Raw genomic sequence first — 16209 nt, 5'->3', positions numbered from 1 at the left:
TCAGATTTGATATTACTCCCAGTATTTTTCCCAATCATCCTGAAAAGCTTCCTGCAATCTCTGCATATACGCATCAGTCTTAATCTTCACCATCCACAGATTATTAGCATTGCGGCCTCCCTTGCACACAACACCTTCATCTACACCGTATTTCCCCTTGCGAAGATCGTCCATAAACTTGCCCGTCAGTTGGCCGCGATAAATCACTCGCGCAATATTTAATTTACCAAAATCCTGAATAAACCGATCGGGAACAACCATACCGCCCTCAGTTTCCACATCAAAAAGAACCAGTTGTTTGCGATCGTCCTTTTGGTGCATTCCCGCAAACGAGTTAGCACCAAAAAACTCTGTAAACACAGTAATTTCAGCGCATTGATACTGTTCGTTCTCTCGAAATATAGACTCTAACGGATTAGCAAAGTCTCTTTTAAATATTTCAGGTGCTCTTTCTAAACCTGGATGTGCAGCATTAAATTCTGCAATTCCCATCTCATCCAAATCAAATCTACTGCGGCGCGTACCAAAAGCATACCAACCAAGTTCAACTTCCCAAACCCAATGCAAATTAGTGCCATCGTACTTCTCAAAAGCTATACATTGTTCATTAGGGCAATTTTTACTATCGGGAATTTTGGGATAGGCAAGTTGAACTCGTGTCATATCAATCACTAATAATAAAACTCGTTTGTAGTGAGGATTTTAGTCGCTATTAAGCTGTGTATTTAAATTGCACGGCAAAATATTTTTTCACTCTGGTGAGGTGGGCAGGAGAACCAGTCCTCAACATACAATTTAAATTCACAACAGCTTACCTAAAAATATTAAGATTTGACTAAAATCCTCACTAAAAACTTTATGTGGTGTTTAACAGTTTCCCCCCTTCCTCTTCACTTCTAAAAATCTTGCAATTGAGCTGTTTGAACGGCTACTTCTTTAATCTGGGAACCGCGGCGCACTTTCAGTTTCAGAATTTGACCGATTGTGCTGTTGTCCACCAAACTTTGCAACTGTTCGGCCTCAGTCACTCCCTCACCGTCAATTTGAACTATCACATCCCCTTTGCGAAGGCCTGCTTTCTCAGCAGGGGTGTTGGGCACAACTCTCATCACTAACACTCCCTTAACTTCGGGGACAATCAAAGGAGCATTGGGGTCAGAATTATTCTCTCTGGCCATTTCAGGAGTCAAAGCAATCATCTGAATCCCCAAAAACGGATGGCTGACTTGTTCTCCCTTGGCTAACTGCGCGTAAATGGCCTTGGCTTTGTCGATCGGAATCGCAAACCCAATACCCATTGCATCAGCTCGAATCGCCGTGTTGATACCAATCACTTCTCCTCTGCTGTTTAACAGCGGGCCGCCGGAATTGCCGGGATTGATGGCGGCGTCGGTTTGAATGAAATCGAGCCGCTTGTCGGGAATGCCGACGGCTGCACTGGAGCGTTTGAGGGTGCTGATAATGCCCAAGGTGACGGTGTTGTCAAATCCCAGGGGGTTGCCCACGGCGATCGCCCAATCTCCCACTTTCACCGCGTTGGAATCTCCTAGGGTTGCCACGGGCAAGTTAACTTCCTTGGTATTAATTTTGACAACAGCCAAATCTGTTACTTCGTCAGTACCTTGCACTTCTCCTGGAAATGTCCTGCCGTCGTTTAAGGTGACAGTCACTCGATCGGCTTTGTCAACTACGTGAGCATTGGTTAAAACAATCCCGCTTTTGTCAATAATGAAGCCGGAACCTTGGCCGCGTAAGCGTTCTTGTCTGGGGGTCATGCTGCGTAAATCTTCTCCCAAAAATCTGCGGAAGAAGGGGTCTTCCATTAAGGGGTCAAGGTTGCGGCTGACAGTGCGCTCGGTATCAATGCGGACAACTGCCGGCCCAACTCGATCGACAGCCGCCGTCACAAAACTGGCTGTATCCGCCGGGAGTTCCCCGCCCCGCAGCGCTAACAGTTGCGGATTCGGGGGAGTGGCTGGGGAATTCTGGAACTGTAAGTTGGGCGGATTTGTGCCATCAGCGGCGACAGCGGGTGCAGCATTGATTGCTAACGCACTCAGGGCGATCGTCATTCCTAAAATTAGGGCGAACCAACGAGCACCGATTCGATGTGCGGGGCGAAAAAACTTAAATAGTCGCATAGCGTCAATTTTTGTTAGTCTGGGTTAGTCTGGTAAACGTGTGCGATCGTGCGGGCTCAATAATCTGCCACTATGAAGATCCTAAATATATTTTGACAGTTACAATACATGAGTCACCAGCCCGCACCAACTCAACATATTCTGAATTCTAACTTTTAAATTTCCTTCGTAACCCCAATGATTCTATCTGATACTTCTACTGACAAATCCTTGCCCTCCAATTCCCACCACCATCACGACGATAAATCAGCCCACCCTCACCATCACGATGAAGAATCGATGCGGCGGCTGGTAAATCGCTTGTCTCGGATTGAGGGACACGTCCGAGGCATTAAAACAATGGTGCAAGAAAACCGTCCCTGTCCCGAAGTTCTCGTGCAAGTTGCTGCGGTTCGAGGAGCGCTCGATCGCGTGGCGAGAATCATTCTTGATGAACATTTAACAGAGTGCATTGCCAGAGCCGCTAAAGAAGGCAATATTGATACGGAAATCGAAGAGTTGAAAGCGGCTTTGGATCGGTTTTTGCCTTAGCAGTTGCCAATTTTTACCTCCATATAACAAAACCTGCAAATTAAACAAAACTTGCAAGTTATGATTTCTGGCGCTTTTTTTGAGCATCTTTCTAAAACGCGGGAAAAGCATCACATCTTCTCCCCCTCACCCCCATTGCCACAACACATAATTTATATGCTCCGCAGTTTATGAGAGCGAGTTTTGTTAAAAAAGAATTAGTCAAGTTTGTCGTGATGACGCAACTCCCCACAATCTTCAAAAGCTGAGGGCAAACAATTAGATAATCGGTGCTTAATCCGACGTGCTATTAACTGTCTAGACTTTCGTCAGCTTGGCTTTTAGGTGGTATCTGACTGTTGCATAAACTGCTTTATAGGAAGCCTCAATGCTGTATTCCTGCTGCAACCACTCTTGAATCTCTCCATAGCTTTTAAAGCCTTCCTGGGGGTCGCTGAGGCGCATTGCCAAACTAGCGCGTGCCAAAGGAGGAATGGCAGGCTTGCGGCCGCCGCTGTGCTTTGTTTCGAGGAGTCCTTCGAGTCCGTCAGAGCGGTACTTTCTCAGCCACCGCTGGACTGTAATTCGATTTACCCCGATCGTCATAGCCAATTCTTTAACTGTCTTAACATGACAAATTTTGAACAGGTAAAGTGCTTGAATTTTTTGAAAGCCGCTTGCCGTTTTTTGTTCACTTAACAGGTTTTTTAGTTCTTCAATTGTCTCTGTGATGCTAAGCTTACATACTCCAGCCATATCAATTACCTCAAGATTCGCGTTCTACAATACCTTTGTTGGACAATGGAGCCAAAGCTGCTCCTATCCTAAATGCTGACCTTTTGTTTGCCCTGAAGCCATACAAAAGCGATCGTTCTCATTAAACTTTTTCCTTCCGGGAGGCACTCAGACGCTCAGAAACCGCATTATTTTAACCTGGAGCAAGGTGGCAACGATTTTTTTTGGTAAAAAACCCGGTTTCTGGGTCAGTTTTGTATTTGATGGACAAGCGTCATTGCTAATACTGATAGCCGTTAACCGATCGACTCTAAGATTAGCGGCAATAGGTGACTCTTAAGGAATACCATTTATTCTTTTATTGTTAAACATCTATCATGGTTTTCCTGGTATCTATTGGTAATTTTTGCGAACGTATGGGCGATTTTTAGTCATTAGGTGCTAGCAAACAGGCGAATGTCTCTACACCAGCGATCGCATTTTTATAGAGACATTCCCCTACTCCCAGAAGTGCATTTCTGGCTTTCGCTGTGCGAGAAATCTTGATACATCAACACTCTCATCACCCGGAGTGGGTAGCGCCGAGTGACATTGCAACCTACTTTCACAGCAAGCGGGCAAGTATCCGTGAAACTACTGGCTTTATCGCCAATTGAGTAAAACACGACGAGGGTGGCATTGTCAATTTCTCAGCATTACAGTATAAGTATCGGCTATTTTTGCCTGCCTGCTGTGATCGAAAGCCGAGTTTCTATGTGATCCTACTAGCATTTTTTTGTGATCTTAGTCACACCCCTCCTCAGTAAGCTCAACTACCCACAAAAAGTTATGGGTAGTTGAGCACTTTCCACCTCAAATCTTGCAGATTGAGGGAAGTCTCACCCTGGGTGTGAATCTTTCAGAATCTAAAATTGCAGAACATCCGGTGTAACCAGCTTGCTGACAGTATTCTTCATTTAAAAGGTGTAGAGAAGCCACAATGAACGTTGACGAACTGCTCAAGCTATATGCAATAGGAGAAAGAAATTTTAGCGGGGTCTACCTGCACGAGGTCTACCTCTACGAAGCAGAATTGATTGGAGCCAATCTGTATGAAGCCGACCTGATTGGAGCCAATCTTAGCAAAGCCAAACTTAACAGAGTCAACTTTGGCAAAGCCAATTTATGCAAGATTAATTTGAGCAAAGCAGACTTAGGTGGAGCCGACCTCACAGAAGCACTTTTAGTTGAAGCTAACCTGCATCGAGCTGAGTTGATGGGAGCGAATCTCAGTAAAGCAGACTTGAGCGGAGCTTCCCTGATCCAAGCAACTTTAATTGGAGCCAACATATCTAGGGCAACACTCAGCCATGCAGACTTGCACGGAGTAAATCTTTACGGAGTAAACTTGCGTAGGGCGGTACTCACAGAATGCGATTTAATTGGCGCAAACTTGAGCAAAGTAGACCTTAGCGGAGCCGACTTAATGGGGGCGAGTCTAATTAGGGCAGACTTGACTGAAGCGATTTTAAGTGCGTCAGACTTAAGCGGAGCAAACCTGTTGGGAGCAAACCTTACAAAAGTTAACCTGAGCGGAGTATATCTTAAGGGTACAACGATGCCCGACGGCACGATTCACGACTAATTTATTTGTTAATTTTTATGGTTGCCGAGAACAGCGGCTAAAGGGTAATGAGTAATTCATTACCCTAATTTATTGGCAGCGAAATCTTTATTTGACACTAAGGTAAGGCCGAGAATTTCAATGTAGGGTACTGATGGCGCCCAGAACTCCTACATACGGCGAGTCAAAAGATTTGTTGGGTGAACTTGTGTTATGGTGATTTTCAATTGCTTGGATAAAAGCTATTTTAGATTTAATATTTTGGATTTTGGACGGTCAAAATGAAACTCAGAATCCTCGCTGCGGCAACTGTGCTGAGCGCGATCGCCCCGATCGCTCCTGCACCCGCCGAGAACATCCAACACACGCAACAATTACTAGCCACCCGACAATGCCCCAACTGCGACCTCAGCAGTGCGGGCTTGGTTTTAGCCAACTTAACAGGAGCCAATCTCAAAGGTGCTGACTTGAGGTTGGCTAACCTCAGTCGAGCCAACCTCACGGGGGCTGACCTCAGCGGTGCTAACCTCAGCGGCACTAGCCTGTTTGGCGTCAACCTGACAGGGGCAAACCTCAGCGGAGCTAACCTCAGCGGTGCTGACTTGAGAAGTGCCTATCTCAGCGACGCCAATTTGCAAGGCGCTAATTTAAATAACGCGCAACTGCTCGGAGTTAGAGGAATGCCAACCAATATCGGCACCGCTGAAGACTTCTACCGGTTGGGAGTGCTGGAAGCTCAAGCAGGAAACTACAGAAACGCGATTGATTATTACAATCAAGCCCTGAATCTGAAATCGGATTTAGCAGCCGTTTATTTTGCGCGCAGTATGTCTCGCGCTGACTTGGGAGACTTCGCCGGCGCGACTCAAGACGCCGAGCAAGCAAACAAACTCTTTGCAGCTCAAGGAAATCCCCAAGGTCAGGATTTGTCAAAGCAGTTAGGCGAAGCCATTGTTGCACGTCAAAAGCCTACGGAACCCCGCACGGGCGGCGGTGGCAACTTTATGAGTCTTCTGGGCTCGATCGGTTCTGTGCTGGTGAAGTTGATCTTGCCTTGACGGTTGCCTAATTCATGGGAATCTCGATCCAGAATTCTGTACCATGACCGGGTACAGAAACACACTTAAGTACGCCTTGGTGTTTCTCAACTACAATTTGGTAACTGATAGACAATCCTAAACCCGTGCCCCGACCTACGGGTTTAGTAGTAAAAAACGGATTAAATATATGAGAGATTAACTCTTTGGGGATGCCGTGACCATTGTCGGCAATACAAATTCCTACCGTTTTTTCATCGATTAATTCAGTGCGAATCCGAATGCAAGGGGATGGGAAATCAGGAATCAAACACTCGGTGGTGGCATTTATATCTCCTGACTCGATAGGCAGTATTTGGGAGCTTAAATGCGTCGCCGCTGCACTTGCCACTTTAAAGGGAAGATTCATAACTCGCTCTTTTTTTCCCATTTCTAGGGCGTCAAGGGCATTACCGATCAGATTCATAAATACCTGATTGAGCGAGCTGGCATAGCATTCTACTAAGGGCAACTTGCCGTATTCTTTAATAATTTCTACGGTGTTGTGATCGGAATTTGCTTTGATCCGGTGCTGCAAAATCAACAGGGTACTGTCTATGCCCTCGTGAATGTCAACGGCTTTTTTCTCGGCTTGATCCGTCCGGGAAAAATTACGCAAAGATACAACTAACTGGCGGATGCGCTCAACTCCGACTGTCATGGAACCCAAAATTTTTGGCAAATCTTCGGCAAGAAATTCGATGTCGATTGCTTCGGAGCACTCGCTAATTTCTGGGTTGGGATTGGGGTAGTGCTGGCGGTAGAGTTCCACCAAGCAGAGTAAATCTTTGGTGTATTCGCTGGCGTGGGACAGATTGCCGTAGATAAAGTTAACGGGGTTATTTATTTCGTGGGCGACTCCGGCCAGGAGTTGTCCGAGACTGGACATTTTTTCGGTTTGAATCAGTTGGGCTTGGGTATTGTGCAATTCTGTGAGGGTTTTAGCTAGCTGTTCGGCTTTTAATCGATCGGCAGTTGCTGCATTGAGACTTTCTTGATAAAGTTCTGCTTGGTGAATGGCGATCGCAGCTTGAGCCGCTAAATGTTGCACCAATTCCTGTTCTGCTGTTTGCCAAACTCTCGGCCCCGAACACTCATGGGCAATCAGTAACCCCCACAATTGGGAATCTTTGCCTCTCATTGGCACAATTAAACTTCCTCTTACCTGCAACTCTTCCAAAAATTCGCGGTGACAGGGTGTTAAATCCTCAGTATAAATATCATTAATTGCTCGCACCCCTCCGGCTCGATAAAAGCAGTCTGAGAATTCGGGAAAGCATTGTTGTGGAGATGTGATACCTAAAATAGACCGCCACTCGCCGCAAACAGCTTCGACAACTACCTCGCCCTGTCTGTCTGCTGCAAATTGGTAGATTACCGTGCGATCGGTATCCAACAAAACTCTGACTTCTCGCACAATAGTTTGCAGTATGATTTTTAAATCTAAGGTGCTGCGAATCTGGTCTCTAACTCGCGTCAATACTTTGGCAAAGTCCAAGGATTGTTGCAATTGGGCGGTGCGTTCTTGAACTTGGCGCTCCAAGTTGGCATTCAGGGTTTGCACTTCTTTATAAAGAATGTACTGCCCAATTGCCGAACAAAATTGGCGGCCTATAGCTAAAGCTTGCTCAATTTCCTCGTAATTCCACTCGGGCGACTGACCTTTTTTTATTTCTCGCCAGAGTTCAAAGGATTGTCTAGGAAGGGTTTGTTCAGCGCTGGTGTCAAAGCGCCCCGCCCACATTTTTTCGGTATCAATTGCATTGCGAAAAATGGTCAAACAGCCGACTACTTGTTGTTGGTAGTGGAGGGGAATTACCAGCAAACCCCGAATTTGAGTAGATTGGAAAGCGGGAACTAATACTCTAAATAGAGCTTCTTTGTATAAGTCGGTAATTATCAAAACAGGGAATTGAGAATTAGTAAAACTGGCAATTTTGGGAAGTTGGTCCGTATTTTTGAATCCTTTGGTTAGCCATTCCTGCCAGAGGGGATGAGCTTCGAGCGCCTTAACTTTTTCCCAGTTGGGAAGTGTCGGTTGTTCTCCTGTGGTGAACACTTCAAAGGTAGCATCACTGTGGGCTGGGGCAATGGGAAATCCTCCCTCAATCTTGGGAGCAGATAACTTTTCACCGTTGATTTTCGGCGGGTTGAGATAGAGTCGGCCACCGCTGCCACCCAAAGCGGTGACGGTAGCTTCTAAACCCTGTTGCAGTTGAATGTTGACGTGACCGTACAACAGGGCTGCTATGCGGCTCACGGTAGCTTCGCGGGCGGCTTGAGAGCGGGTTTGCTGGAGGAGGAGCGCGTGGGCGATGGCGCTAGACAATTGATCTGATACGAGCTGAACTACTTCTAAATCTGCTGGTGAAATATTGAGGGGCGCGGAGTGGTGAGACACTAAAAGTCCCCACAGTTCGATGTGAATTTTTTGATTATTTCCTGGCTCGTATCTAGTCAGACACGTGGCCGCCTCACAGATATCTGTTTTGCTGTTTGGCGACGCGATCCTGCGGTGCAAAATCGGCACGACTAAGGAAGATTGCACTCCCATTGCTATCAGGTAAGCGGTGTGGCAAGGATCGAGCGATCTGTAGTGCATCTCTTCCTTTACTAAAGGTTGACCGGTGCCTGCAGCATCGAGGGGGCTCAGGACGATCGTCCCTGAGTTAACATCTATTATTGTCCGCTGGCGCATAGTGACATACATCTCCCTGGCGCTCGCGGGAATGTCGTCTGCGGGAAAGTGCAGTCCTTTCAAGGAAGGGAGATGGTTGTTATTAATTGATTCCGCAACAACTTCTCCACTCCCGTCGGCACTAAACCTGTAAATCATAATGCGATCTGTTTTCAAAAAAGCCCGCACTTCTGCTACTGTACTGGTTAAAATATCTTCTAATTCTAGAGATTGGCGAATGCGTTCAGTTATCCGCCGTATCAAAACTTCTCTGTCTAGTTTATAATGTAATTCTTCCGTATTTTCTGTGAGTTGCATAAATCTCCTTTTGTACTTATACAATGATAATAAGAAGTTTTGATGTGCTGTTGGAGCGTTCAAACTCAAATAACTCACCCTGAGTTTTTGACTCAACCGATCTGTACAATTAATCGGTGGCGCATTGGTGAGAGACGACGGTGTATCGCCTCGGGTGGGCTGGGGCAAGTAAAATCTGCGATCGCGCCGGTTTAATCCTTGCCTTCAACAGGCAGAGCAACATAAGCAAATAATAATTATTATTTTAATGCTCTTATAAATTTCTCGCAATCTTCAACTCTCACTATGAGAATTCTTCATTGTTAGGATAACTTGACATTTGTTGTATAACTTCATATAATGATAATTAACGAAAGAATTTGAGTTTCTATCAGCGCGCAAAGCGTTGACCAATTTCTTGGCGCACGCTCATCAGAATTTTACCCAAATGATTTTCACCGGTTCGGTCCCAGCCACACCCCCAGTAGTAATCCGTTGGCGAATCCTCGACAATCACTCGATCCCCTGTGGAGAGGAGAATCGCTTGAATGTCTGTATGAGTCAGAAACTTAGTTAAAACTGCTTCGCGCATAATAGGAATTTTCACAGCTTCCCAATCATCGCGAATCCGGTGGTTGGGATCTCGACCTAGTTTAGCGGCTTCTTGAGGAGTTGCTACGGCTTGAATCGCCGCCACTAATCTTTTATCCGTGCTGACAAATTTTTGGGCTTGATAGTAATGTTCCACAGTCAACCAATATTGACCGTGCAGAGAAATGTCGTGTAGTGAAAAATTAGAAAAGCAGCCGTAAGGCTCCTCTACTTTATAAAAGTAAATTATCATTAGATTTGAGATTTTATATTTTACACGATGTAGGTAGAATGTAATTATTTAAGCTGCCCCTGAAGCGCCTTACCGCGCTCTTAGTAACGTGTCAAACCACTTGTTGCCTCCAGGAGTATTTGAGATTGATTGTATAAGTAGCGCGGGGCTTGTATTAAAAAATCCTCGCCTAGACTTTATTTAAAATAGCAGGTACGCTTTTAAACCCAGTTTATTGGAAAAAAGCGGGTTGGGCAAGTAAAAATCTAGGAATCCACAGGCTTTCTGAGGAATAAGCTGTTGTGCATTTAAGTTTTGTGTTGAGGGCGGGCTTTCCGGCCCACTCCACAAAAGTGAAATTTTATTGAGCCATGCAATTTAAAGGCGGATTAGCTTAGTGCGTAATTCCTATTTTTAAATTAAGGATTAAGAATTTGAAATCAAGAATAAGCAATGGGGATTTAAGAGTATTTATTATTCCCTCTTCCTTCATTATAAAACGGCCTCAGAAGAATGAAAAGCGCGGTTAGCGATATCGGCATAACGCAGTTTGCTACACAAAATTTTGCTGATCAACTGAGTAGTCCTCGGAAATTGGAGGCCCGCTTGATAAACAGCTCCTGTAAACTGATAGAAGGCTCGGGCCAAGCGACTAGCCCAAACCATATCAGTGTTGCATTCTTGGGCGATCGATTGAGTGTACGGCTCCTTAGCGTCGTCGGCACCTCCAAGAGCTCGATCGATCGCCTCAGCAGCCTTAAATCCGCTAACAATGGCAGGACGAATTCCTTCACCGGACAACTGGTAATGGGTGATTGGTAATGGGACAGGAGGAATTGGTAAGTTAATGAGTGTTAAATCTTGAGTTTTTAACTCACAACTCACAAATCATTAAGCGTCTGCTCGTTGTTCGCGGCCGGATCTCGGCAATCTCAAAACTATTCCTATTCCCCCTGCCAAATTTCCGATTCCCTAAACAGTCGTGATATCTTTCTCTTTCGCTGCCAGAACTTCTTCTATTTTGCCAATGTACTTGTCCGTCAGCTTTTGAATTTTATCTTGCAAGTCGCGGGATTCATCTTTAGAGATATCGCTGCTTTTTTCCTGCTTGCGAATCGAGTCAACGGCATCGCGGCGGATATTGCGAATTGCAACTTTACCTTCTTCAGCAAACTTCCCGGCCATTTTGACAAATTCTTGGCGTCTGTCGCTCGTCAGCGGCGGAATGTTCAAGCGAATAACTGAACCGTCGTTGTTGGGAACGAGTCCTACATCGGACAGGGAAATTGCTTTTTCGATCGAGTTGAGCGCTGTGCGATCGAACGGTTGAATGGTGATCGTAGTCGCATCCGGGGTGCCGATGTTGGCAAGGGATTTGATCGGAGTTGGAGAGCCGTAGTAGTCTACCATGACTCGATCGAGGAGAGAGGCGTTGGCCCGTCCCGTCCGAATAGTATTAAAAGACCGTTGAGTAGCCTCAACTGCCTTTTGCATATGATCTTCTGCGTCAGCTAACTTCACAAAAACCTCCGACAAGAGTTCCAATAGATTCTCCCATTACAGCTCGGTAGATGTTGCCCGACACCGAGAGGTCAAATACCATAATAGGAATATTATTTTCTTTGCAAAGGGCGATCGCCGTACTGTCCATCACCCGCAAATCTTGATTCAAGACGTGGGCATAGGTGAGGGTTTGATACCTGCGCGCGTTGGGGTTGAGGTGGGGGTCGGAATCGTACACCCCATCTACCTTAGTAGCTTTAAAAATCACCTCTGCATCAATTTCAGCCGCCCGCAGAGCGGCTGTAGTATCAGTAGTAAAAAAAGGGTTGCCAGAACCGGCACCAAAAATCACTACTCGTTTTTTTTCGAGGTGGCGAATTGCCCGCCGCCGGATGTAGGGTTCAGCTACTTCTTGCATGGCGATCGCCGATTGCACCCTCGTTGGCACTCCTGCTTGTTCCAGGGCATCCTGCAAAGTGATAGCATTCATCACCGTCGCAATCATGCCCACATAATCAGCCGTTGCCCGATCCATCCCTGCCGAAGCAGCTTTCACCCCGCGAAAAATGTTGCCGCCACCGACAACAATCGCGATTTGAATGCCTTGCGACACGACTTTGGCAACTTCCTGGGCGATCGACTGAACGACTACCGGATCGATGCCGTAGCCCAAGCTACCCATAAGCGCTTCACCGCTGAGCTTCAGCAAAACTCGCTGATATACCATCCCCATGCCGCCACTATTTTTTTACTCTTTTTGCCTCCACCATAAGATAGCAGTACGGGTGCATTTTGAACATCAATTACCCAGAACAGACCCAAAAGTCTGTTCCAGAACAGTTGACTGAGAACGGTTGACTAAATTTAATCCTTGGGGACGAAATTAAGAGCAGCAGAATTCATGCAGTAACGCTGACCGGTAGGTTTTGGCCCGTCGTTAAATACGTGACCGAGATGAGCGTCGCAAACAGCGCACAGTACCTCGGTGCGGCGCATGAACAAGGTGTTATCCGACTCGCACTTGACATTTTCTTCGCTAACGGGAGCGTAGAAACTCGGCCAACCGGTACCGGAATCGTACTTTGTTTCTGATTTAAATAGCTCTGTGCCGCAACAAATACACTTATAAATTCCGGTTTTTTTGTTGTCGTGATATTCGCCGCTAAAAGCTCTTTCGGTTCCTTTTTTGCGGGTGACTTTAAACTGTTCTGGCGTGAGTTGTTGTTGCCATTCAGCGTCGGTTTTTTTAAGTTTTTCAGTCATGATTAGAGGTTGGGTTAAGATGTATTTAGCTGATGAGTGTTGACGGTTAACTGTTGAGTGTTGACGATTAACGGTATATTGCTAGTTAACTCAGGCTTCCATTAATATTAACCTAATTGGCTCGAAATGAACATACCAGGGAAAAGGATTGTCCTTAATAGCCCTCCATTTTTCCTTGAAAACTTCGGCTTGTAAGTGATAATCTTGGGAATCATTGGGAGGCGAGTGCAATTTGAGATATAATGTCACCCGGTGGGGAGTTTCCACTGTCGAGGCGATCCAACAAGCAAAAGTATTTTCACGATCGCACCCGCTAACAAAACTCAGTTGATGAGCCCGAATTCCCACAGAAACTAGAGATTTGGGAATGGGTTCGACTACAGTCAGAGTACAGCCCCAGTCGATCGCCTCCACGAGAGTTTCTGCGATCGGTTTAGCTGCTGAGAAATTCTTGCAGCCCGTCAACTGGGCGACAGTCAAGTTGCCAGGGCGATCAAAAATGTTTTCTTTGGTATCAAAGGCGATCGGCCTTCCCTCGGCCAATACCAACAGATTTTTGCACACCCGGTAAACTTCCTCTAAATTGTGGCTGACAAACAAAGTAATTCCCCGATAATTAGCCAGAGTCTGCATTAACTCCCGTTCAAGTTGACTGCGTAAGTGAGTATCCAAAGCAGAAAACGGTTCGTCTAACAGCAGCAAATCGGGAGAAGGGGCGATCGCCCTAGCCAAAGCCACCCGCTGCTGTTGGCCCCCCGAAAGTTCGTGCGGGTAACGGTTTTCCAGTCCCGACATTTGCACCGAAATTAGTTGTTCTTTTACCCGAATTTTTTGCTCGCTTTCAGATAAATGCTGCAAGCCAAACGCAATATTTTCAGCCACAGTCAAGTGAGGAAATAAAGCGTAATTTTGAAACAAAAAACCGATGCGGCGGTCTTTAGAAGGTACATTAATGCCCTGTGCTGAGTCAAATAAAACCCGGCCGTTGACTGCAATTTTACCGCTGCTGGGAGTTTCCAAACCAGCGATGCAGCGCAGAGTCATGCTTTTGCCGGAACCCGATGCGCCCAAAATTCCCAGGACCTCCGGGCTGATATCGAAGCCAACATCCAAGGCAAAGCCCGAGAGAGGTTTAAAAATCTTTAAACAAAGTCCGCTTTCCGGTTGTTTAGTTGTGGACTTTGTGGTAAAATAATAGGCAGTTTTGGAAAAATTAGATTCCAGTTTTTGGCTCGAATTTGATTGGCGCGATATCCTTTGTAAATCAGTCCAAAAATTAACAGCAGTTAGCACGCTCAAAGAAAGACTAAGAATAATCAAAACCCAAATAGCAGCTTGCCTCATATCGCCAGCTTCCACAGCAAAATAAATTGCCATCGGGATAGTTTGAGTTTGTCCGGGAATGTTCCCCGCTAACATCAGCGTCGCCCCGAATTCACCCAAAGCGCGAGCAAATGCGAGAATAGTTCCTGCTAAAATTCCCGGCCATGCTAGCGGCAACATAATGCGCCAAAAGACTTGCCACTCCGAGGCCCCCAAAGTGCGGGCTGCATTGAGAAGATTGGCATCAATTTGCTCAAAAGCTCCCAAAGCAGTTTTGTACATGAGGGGAAATGATACAACTGTGGCAGTAATGGCGGCGGCTTGCCAAGTGAAAATTATAGTTAAGTCGAATTGTAGCAAAAATTGCCCGATCGCCCCATTTCTCCCAAACAGCAGCAGCAGCAAAAATCCGACGACTGTGGGCGGTAAAACTAAGGGAGAAATTAAAATGCCTTCAATCAAAGCTTTACCTCTGATGCGACTTGAAAGCATCCACCGGGCGGCACCTATTCCCAGGAAAAAGGTGATAAATGTCGCAATAGCGGAGGATTTTAGAGATATCCAGAGCGGAGAAATATCAAATTCCATTTATAAATACATCCGCGTTAATCAGCGCTTATCTGCTTTCATCAGCGGTAAAAAATCCATAATTAGTTAGTTATCGAACTATGCCAAATCCGTATTTCTGAAATACTATTTTAGCGCGATCGCCCGCCAAAAAGTCAACAAACGCTTTTGCCCCAGCCGGATTGCGGCTGTTTTTAATAACTGCCAGCGGATAAACAATGGGCGAGTGCAAATTTTCGGCAGCCCTTAGCAGCACAGTTACTTTGTCGGAGGCTTTGGCGTCAGTCGCATAAACTATGCCAGCATCAACGTTACCGCTTTCGACAAATGTCAGCACTTGGCGGACGTTATTTCCTAGCACTAATTTTGGCTGGACTTGCTGCCACAATCCAAGCTTAGTTAACATTTCCTGAGCGTATTGGCCCACAGGTACGCTTTTCGGTTCGCCGATCGCAATTTTCTTGATTCTGGCATCTGTCAACTGTTTGAAATCGCTCAAAGCAACACCGTTTTTGGGAGCAATCAAAACTAGGCGATTTGTCAGCAAATTGCGGCGCGTGTCGTTAATTAGCAGGTTGGATTGCTGCAAAGCATCCATTGGGTTGGTGGCGGCGCTGAAAAATACATCTACCGGGGCGCCTTGCTGAATTTGCTGTTCTAGAGCACCGGAACCACCAAAATTATAAGTAATAGTAAAATTCGGATTACTGCTTTGATAAACAGCTTTGATTTCCTCTAAAGGTTTCGATAGACTGATAGCAGCGGATACGTTTAAGGAGGTGCGCTGCGGCGTATCGACTGAGGAAAAGTTCTTAAATAAGTTCCAACTAATCAGCAGTGCTAGCATGAAGGCGACTGCGAGAATTAAGTTGGGAATAGGTCTACTTTTTAAGTTCACAGAAAATTGTTTTGAATCTTTTTACTCCTTACCAGGCTCTGCCTGGTAAAGCAGATTCGGAGGCTGTACCTCCAATTTGCGTCCACTCTTTGACGAGGCAGAGCCTCTGGAAATAGGTTCCCAGGCACAGCCAGGGAACCAGTTAATAATTACTGCCGGAACGTTAATTTTAAATCTGCCTATGCTCGCCATTTGACGGAACAGCCTATCGCCTCTGTAGTTGAAGGCTCAACGGGTTGACTGTTGAGCAATTGGTCGATCGCACTCCGCAGATAAGAAACCTGCACCGCCGCCGGATCGTCGGCGTTGTCGTCAATTAAACCTTTATAGCGCAATCTGCCGTCTTGGTCTAACAAAAAAACTTCCGGCGTTTTAGAAGCCCCAAAACTTTCAGCCACATCTTGAGCAACATCTCGGATGTACGGGAAGTTGAGTTGATTGTTGGCAGCAAAAATTTTCATGTTTTCAAAACTGTCGTCGGGATGCTGGTTTGCATCATTAGCATTAATCCCGATTAAAGTAACATCTCGATCTTGAAAATCTGCTTGAAGTTCTTTCATGCGATTGAGATACAACTGCACGTAAGGGCAGTGATTGCACATAAATATCACCGCGATCGCCCGAAATTTTTCTAAGTATCGAGCTAAATGGTGAACTTCTTCGTCCACTCCCGGCAGTTCAAAATCGGGAGCGTAGCCGTTAATGGGAGTACCCGTTGTATCCATTAGTAAACTCATGTTTTCAGGAGGTGAAGAGCAGGATTTGCTAGCATGAAAGATGAAACTGTCAGCAC

15 protein-coding genes are annotated in these 16209 nt (G+C 45.9%); 3 read left to right on the top strand and 12 right to left on the bottom strand.

Features of this window, described 5'->3' with window-relative positions; genetic code table 11:
• Positions 1 to 12: 12 nt before the first annotated feature.
• Positions 13 to 663, bottom strand: coding sequence for an RNA ligase family protein (locus tag QUB25_RS01820; RefSeq protein ID WP_333181834.1), 651 nt, complete (start codon positions 661 to 663; stop codon positions 13 to 15).
• Positions 664 to 896: 233 nt separating this feature from the next.
• A complete protein-coding gene (locus QUB25_RS01815; protein ID WP_333181833.1) occupies positions 897 to 2141 on the bottom strand; it encodes an HhoA/HhoB/HtrA family serine endopeptidase in 1245 nt (414 codons plus the stop codon).
• A gap of 177 nt (positions 2142 to 2318) precedes the next feature.
• Between QUB25_RS01815 and QUB25_RS01810 the strand changes: the two genes are divergently transcribed.
• Positions 2319 to 2672: a metal-sensing transcriptional repressor gene (locus QUB25_RS01810; RefSeq protein ID WP_242723064.1), complete on the top strand. Its 354-nt coding sequence runs from the start codon at positions 2319 to 2321 to the stop codon at positions 2670 to 2672.
• Positions 2673 to 2969: 297 nt separating this feature from the next.
• Here QUB25_RS01810 and QUB25_RS01805 read toward each other — a convergent pair whose 3' ends face one another.
• Complete coding sequence (locus QUB25_RS01805) at positions 2970 to 3407, bottom strand: helix-turn-helix domain-containing protein (RefSeq protein ID WP_333181832.1); 438 nt, start codon at positions 3405 to 3407, stop codon at positions 2970 to 2972.
• A 958-nt stretch (positions 3408 to 4365) separates the two neighbouring features.
• Between QUB25_RS01805 and QUB25_RS01800 the strand changes: the two genes are divergently transcribed.
• Both QUB25_RS01800 and QUB25_RS01795 read left to right on the top strand, forming a co-directional pair.
• Positions 4366 to 5010, top strand: coding sequence for a pentapeptide repeat-containing protein (locus tag QUB25_RS01800; RefSeq protein WP_333034648.1), 645 nt, complete (start codon positions 4366 to 4368; stop codon positions 5008 to 5010).
• A gap of 260 nt (positions 5011 to 5270) precedes the next feature.
• Positions 5271 to 6047 (top strand): pentapeptide repeat-containing protein, encoded by a 777-nt coding sequence (locus QUB25_RS01795; RefSeq protein WP_333181831.1) that lies wholly within the window; start codon positions 5271 to 5273, stop codon positions 6045 to 6047.
• 7 nt (positions 6048 to 6054) lie between these two features.
• Here the strand turns inward: QUB25_RS01795 and QUB25_RS01790 are convergent, their stop codons facing one another.
• The 9 genes from QUB25_RS01790 to QUB25_RS01750 all read right to left on the bottom strand — a co-directional run bounded on the left by QUB25_RS01790 (position 6055) and on the right by QUB25_RS01750 (position 16153).
• Complete coding sequence (locus QUB25_RS01790; protein WP_333181830.1) at positions 6055 to 9060, bottom strand: GAF domain-containing protein; 3006 nt, start codon at positions 9058 to 9060, stop codon at positions 6055 to 6057.
• 370 nt (positions 9061 to 9430) lie between these two features.
• On the bottom strand, positions 9431 to 9883 hold the full coding sequence (locus QUB25_RS01785; RefSeq protein ID WP_333063356.1) for an NADAR domain-containing protein: 453 nt from the start codon (positions 9881 to 9883) through the stop codon (positions 9431 to 9433).
• 471 nt (positions 9884 to 10354) lie between these two features.
• Positions 10355 to 10747 carry a hypothetical protein gene (locus QUB25_RS01780; RefSeq protein ID WP_333063357.1) on the bottom strand — a complete coding sequence of 131 codons (393 nt, stop codon included), beginning with the start codon at positions 10745 to 10747 and terminating at the stop codon, positions 10355 to 10357.
• 87 nt (positions 10748 to 10834) lie between these two features.
• Positions 10835 to 11383 carry a ribosome recycling factor gene (gene frr / locus QUB25_RS01775; protein WP_333034638.1) on the bottom strand — a complete coding sequence of 183 codons (549 nt, stop codon included), beginning with the start codon at positions 11381 to 11383 and terminating at the stop codon, positions 10835 to 10837.
• A complete protein-coding gene (gene pyrH / locus QUB25_RS01770) occupies positions 11370 to 12098 on the bottom strand; it encodes a UMP kinase (protein ID WP_071884014.1) in 729 nt (242 codons plus the stop codon). Before pyrH ends, frr begins: the two co-directional genes overlap by 14 nt.
• 131 nt (positions 12099 to 12229) lie before the next feature.
• On the bottom strand, positions 12230 to 12628 hold the full coding sequence (gene msrB / locus QUB25_RS01765) for a peptide-methionine (R)-S-oxide reductase MsrB (RefSeq protein ID WP_333181829.1): 399 nt from the start codon (positions 12626 to 12628) through the stop codon (positions 12230 to 12232).
• Between the two features lie 90 nt (positions 12629 to 12718).
• Complete coding sequence (gene modB, locus QUB25_RS01760) at positions 12719 to 14539, bottom strand: molybdate ABC transporter permease subunit (protein WP_333181828.1); 1821 nt, start codon at positions 14537 to 14539, stop codon at positions 12719 to 12721.
• A gap of 70 nt (positions 14540 to 14609) precedes the next feature.
• Positions 14610 to 15416 (bottom strand): molybdate ABC transporter substrate-binding protein, encoded by an 807-nt coding sequence (gene modA, locus QUB25_RS01755; protein WP_333181827.1) that lies wholly within the window; start codon positions 15414 to 15416, stop codon positions 14610 to 14612.
• Positions 15417 to 15595: 179 nt separating this feature from the next.
• On the bottom strand, positions 15596 to 16153 hold the full coding sequence (locus QUB25_RS01750) for a thioredoxin family protein (RefSeq protein WP_333063360.1): 558 nt from the start codon (positions 16151 to 16153) through the stop codon (positions 15596 to 15598).
• Positions 16154 to 16209 lie beyond the last annotated feature (56 nt).

This window comes from Microcoleus sp. B3-D7 (assembly GCF_036705305.1).
Lineage (GTDB): Bacteria > Cyanobacteriota > Cyanobacteriia > Cyanobacteriales > Microcoleaceae > Microcoleus.
Note: the sequence above shows the minus strand (reverse complement) of the source record. Positions and strands in the feature narration are given on the sequence as shown.

Bases quoted from the DNA above. Each gene is read 5' to 3' on its own strand.
- QUB25_RS01820 (WP_333181834.1), bottom strand. From the start codon at position 663: ATGACACGAGTTCAACTTGCCTATCCCAAAATTCCCGATAGTAAAAAT.
- QUB25_RS01815 (WP_333181833.1), bottom strand. From the start codon at position 2,141: ATGCGACTATTTAAGTTTTTTCGCCCCGCACATCGAATCGGTGCTCGT.
- QUB25_RS01810 (WP_242723064.1), top strand. From the start codon at position 2,319: ATGATTCTATCTGATACTTCTACTGACAAATCCTTGCCCTCCAATTCC.
- QUB25_RS01805 (WP_333181832.1), bottom strand. From the start codon at position 3,407: ATGGCTGGAGTATGTAAGCTTAGCATCACAGAGACAATTGAAGAACTA.
- QUB25_RS01800 (WP_333034648.1), top strand. From the start codon at position 4,366: ATGAACGTTGACGAACTGCTCAAGCTATATGCAATAGGAGAAAGAAAT.
- QUB25_RS01795 (WP_333181831.1), top strand. From the start codon at position 5,271: ATGAAACTCAGAATCCTCGCTGCGGCAACTGTGCTGAGCGCGATCGCC.
- QUB25_RS01790 (WP_333181830.1), bottom strand. From the start codon at position 9,060: ATGCAACTCACAGAAAATACGGAAGAATTACATTATAAACTAGACAGA.
- QUB25_RS01785 (WP_333063356.1), bottom strand. From the start codon at position 9,883: ATGATAATTTACTTTTATAAAGTAGAGGAGCCTTACGGCTGCTTTTCT.
- pyrH (WP_071884014.1), bottom strand. From the start codon at position 12,098: ATGGGGATGGTATATCAGCGAGTTTTGCTGAAGCTCAGCGGTGAAGCG.
- msrB (WP_333181829.1), bottom strand. From the start codon at position 12,628: ATGACTGAAAAACTTAAAAAAACCGACGCTGAATGGCAACAACAACTC.
- modB (WP_333181828.1), bottom strand. From the start codon at position 14,539: ATGGAATTTGATATTTCTCCGCTCTGGATATCTCTAAAATCCTCCGCT.
- QUB25_RS01750 (WP_333063360.1), bottom strand. From the start codon at position 16,153: ATGAGTTTACTAATGGATACAACGGGTACTCCCATTAACGGCTACGCT.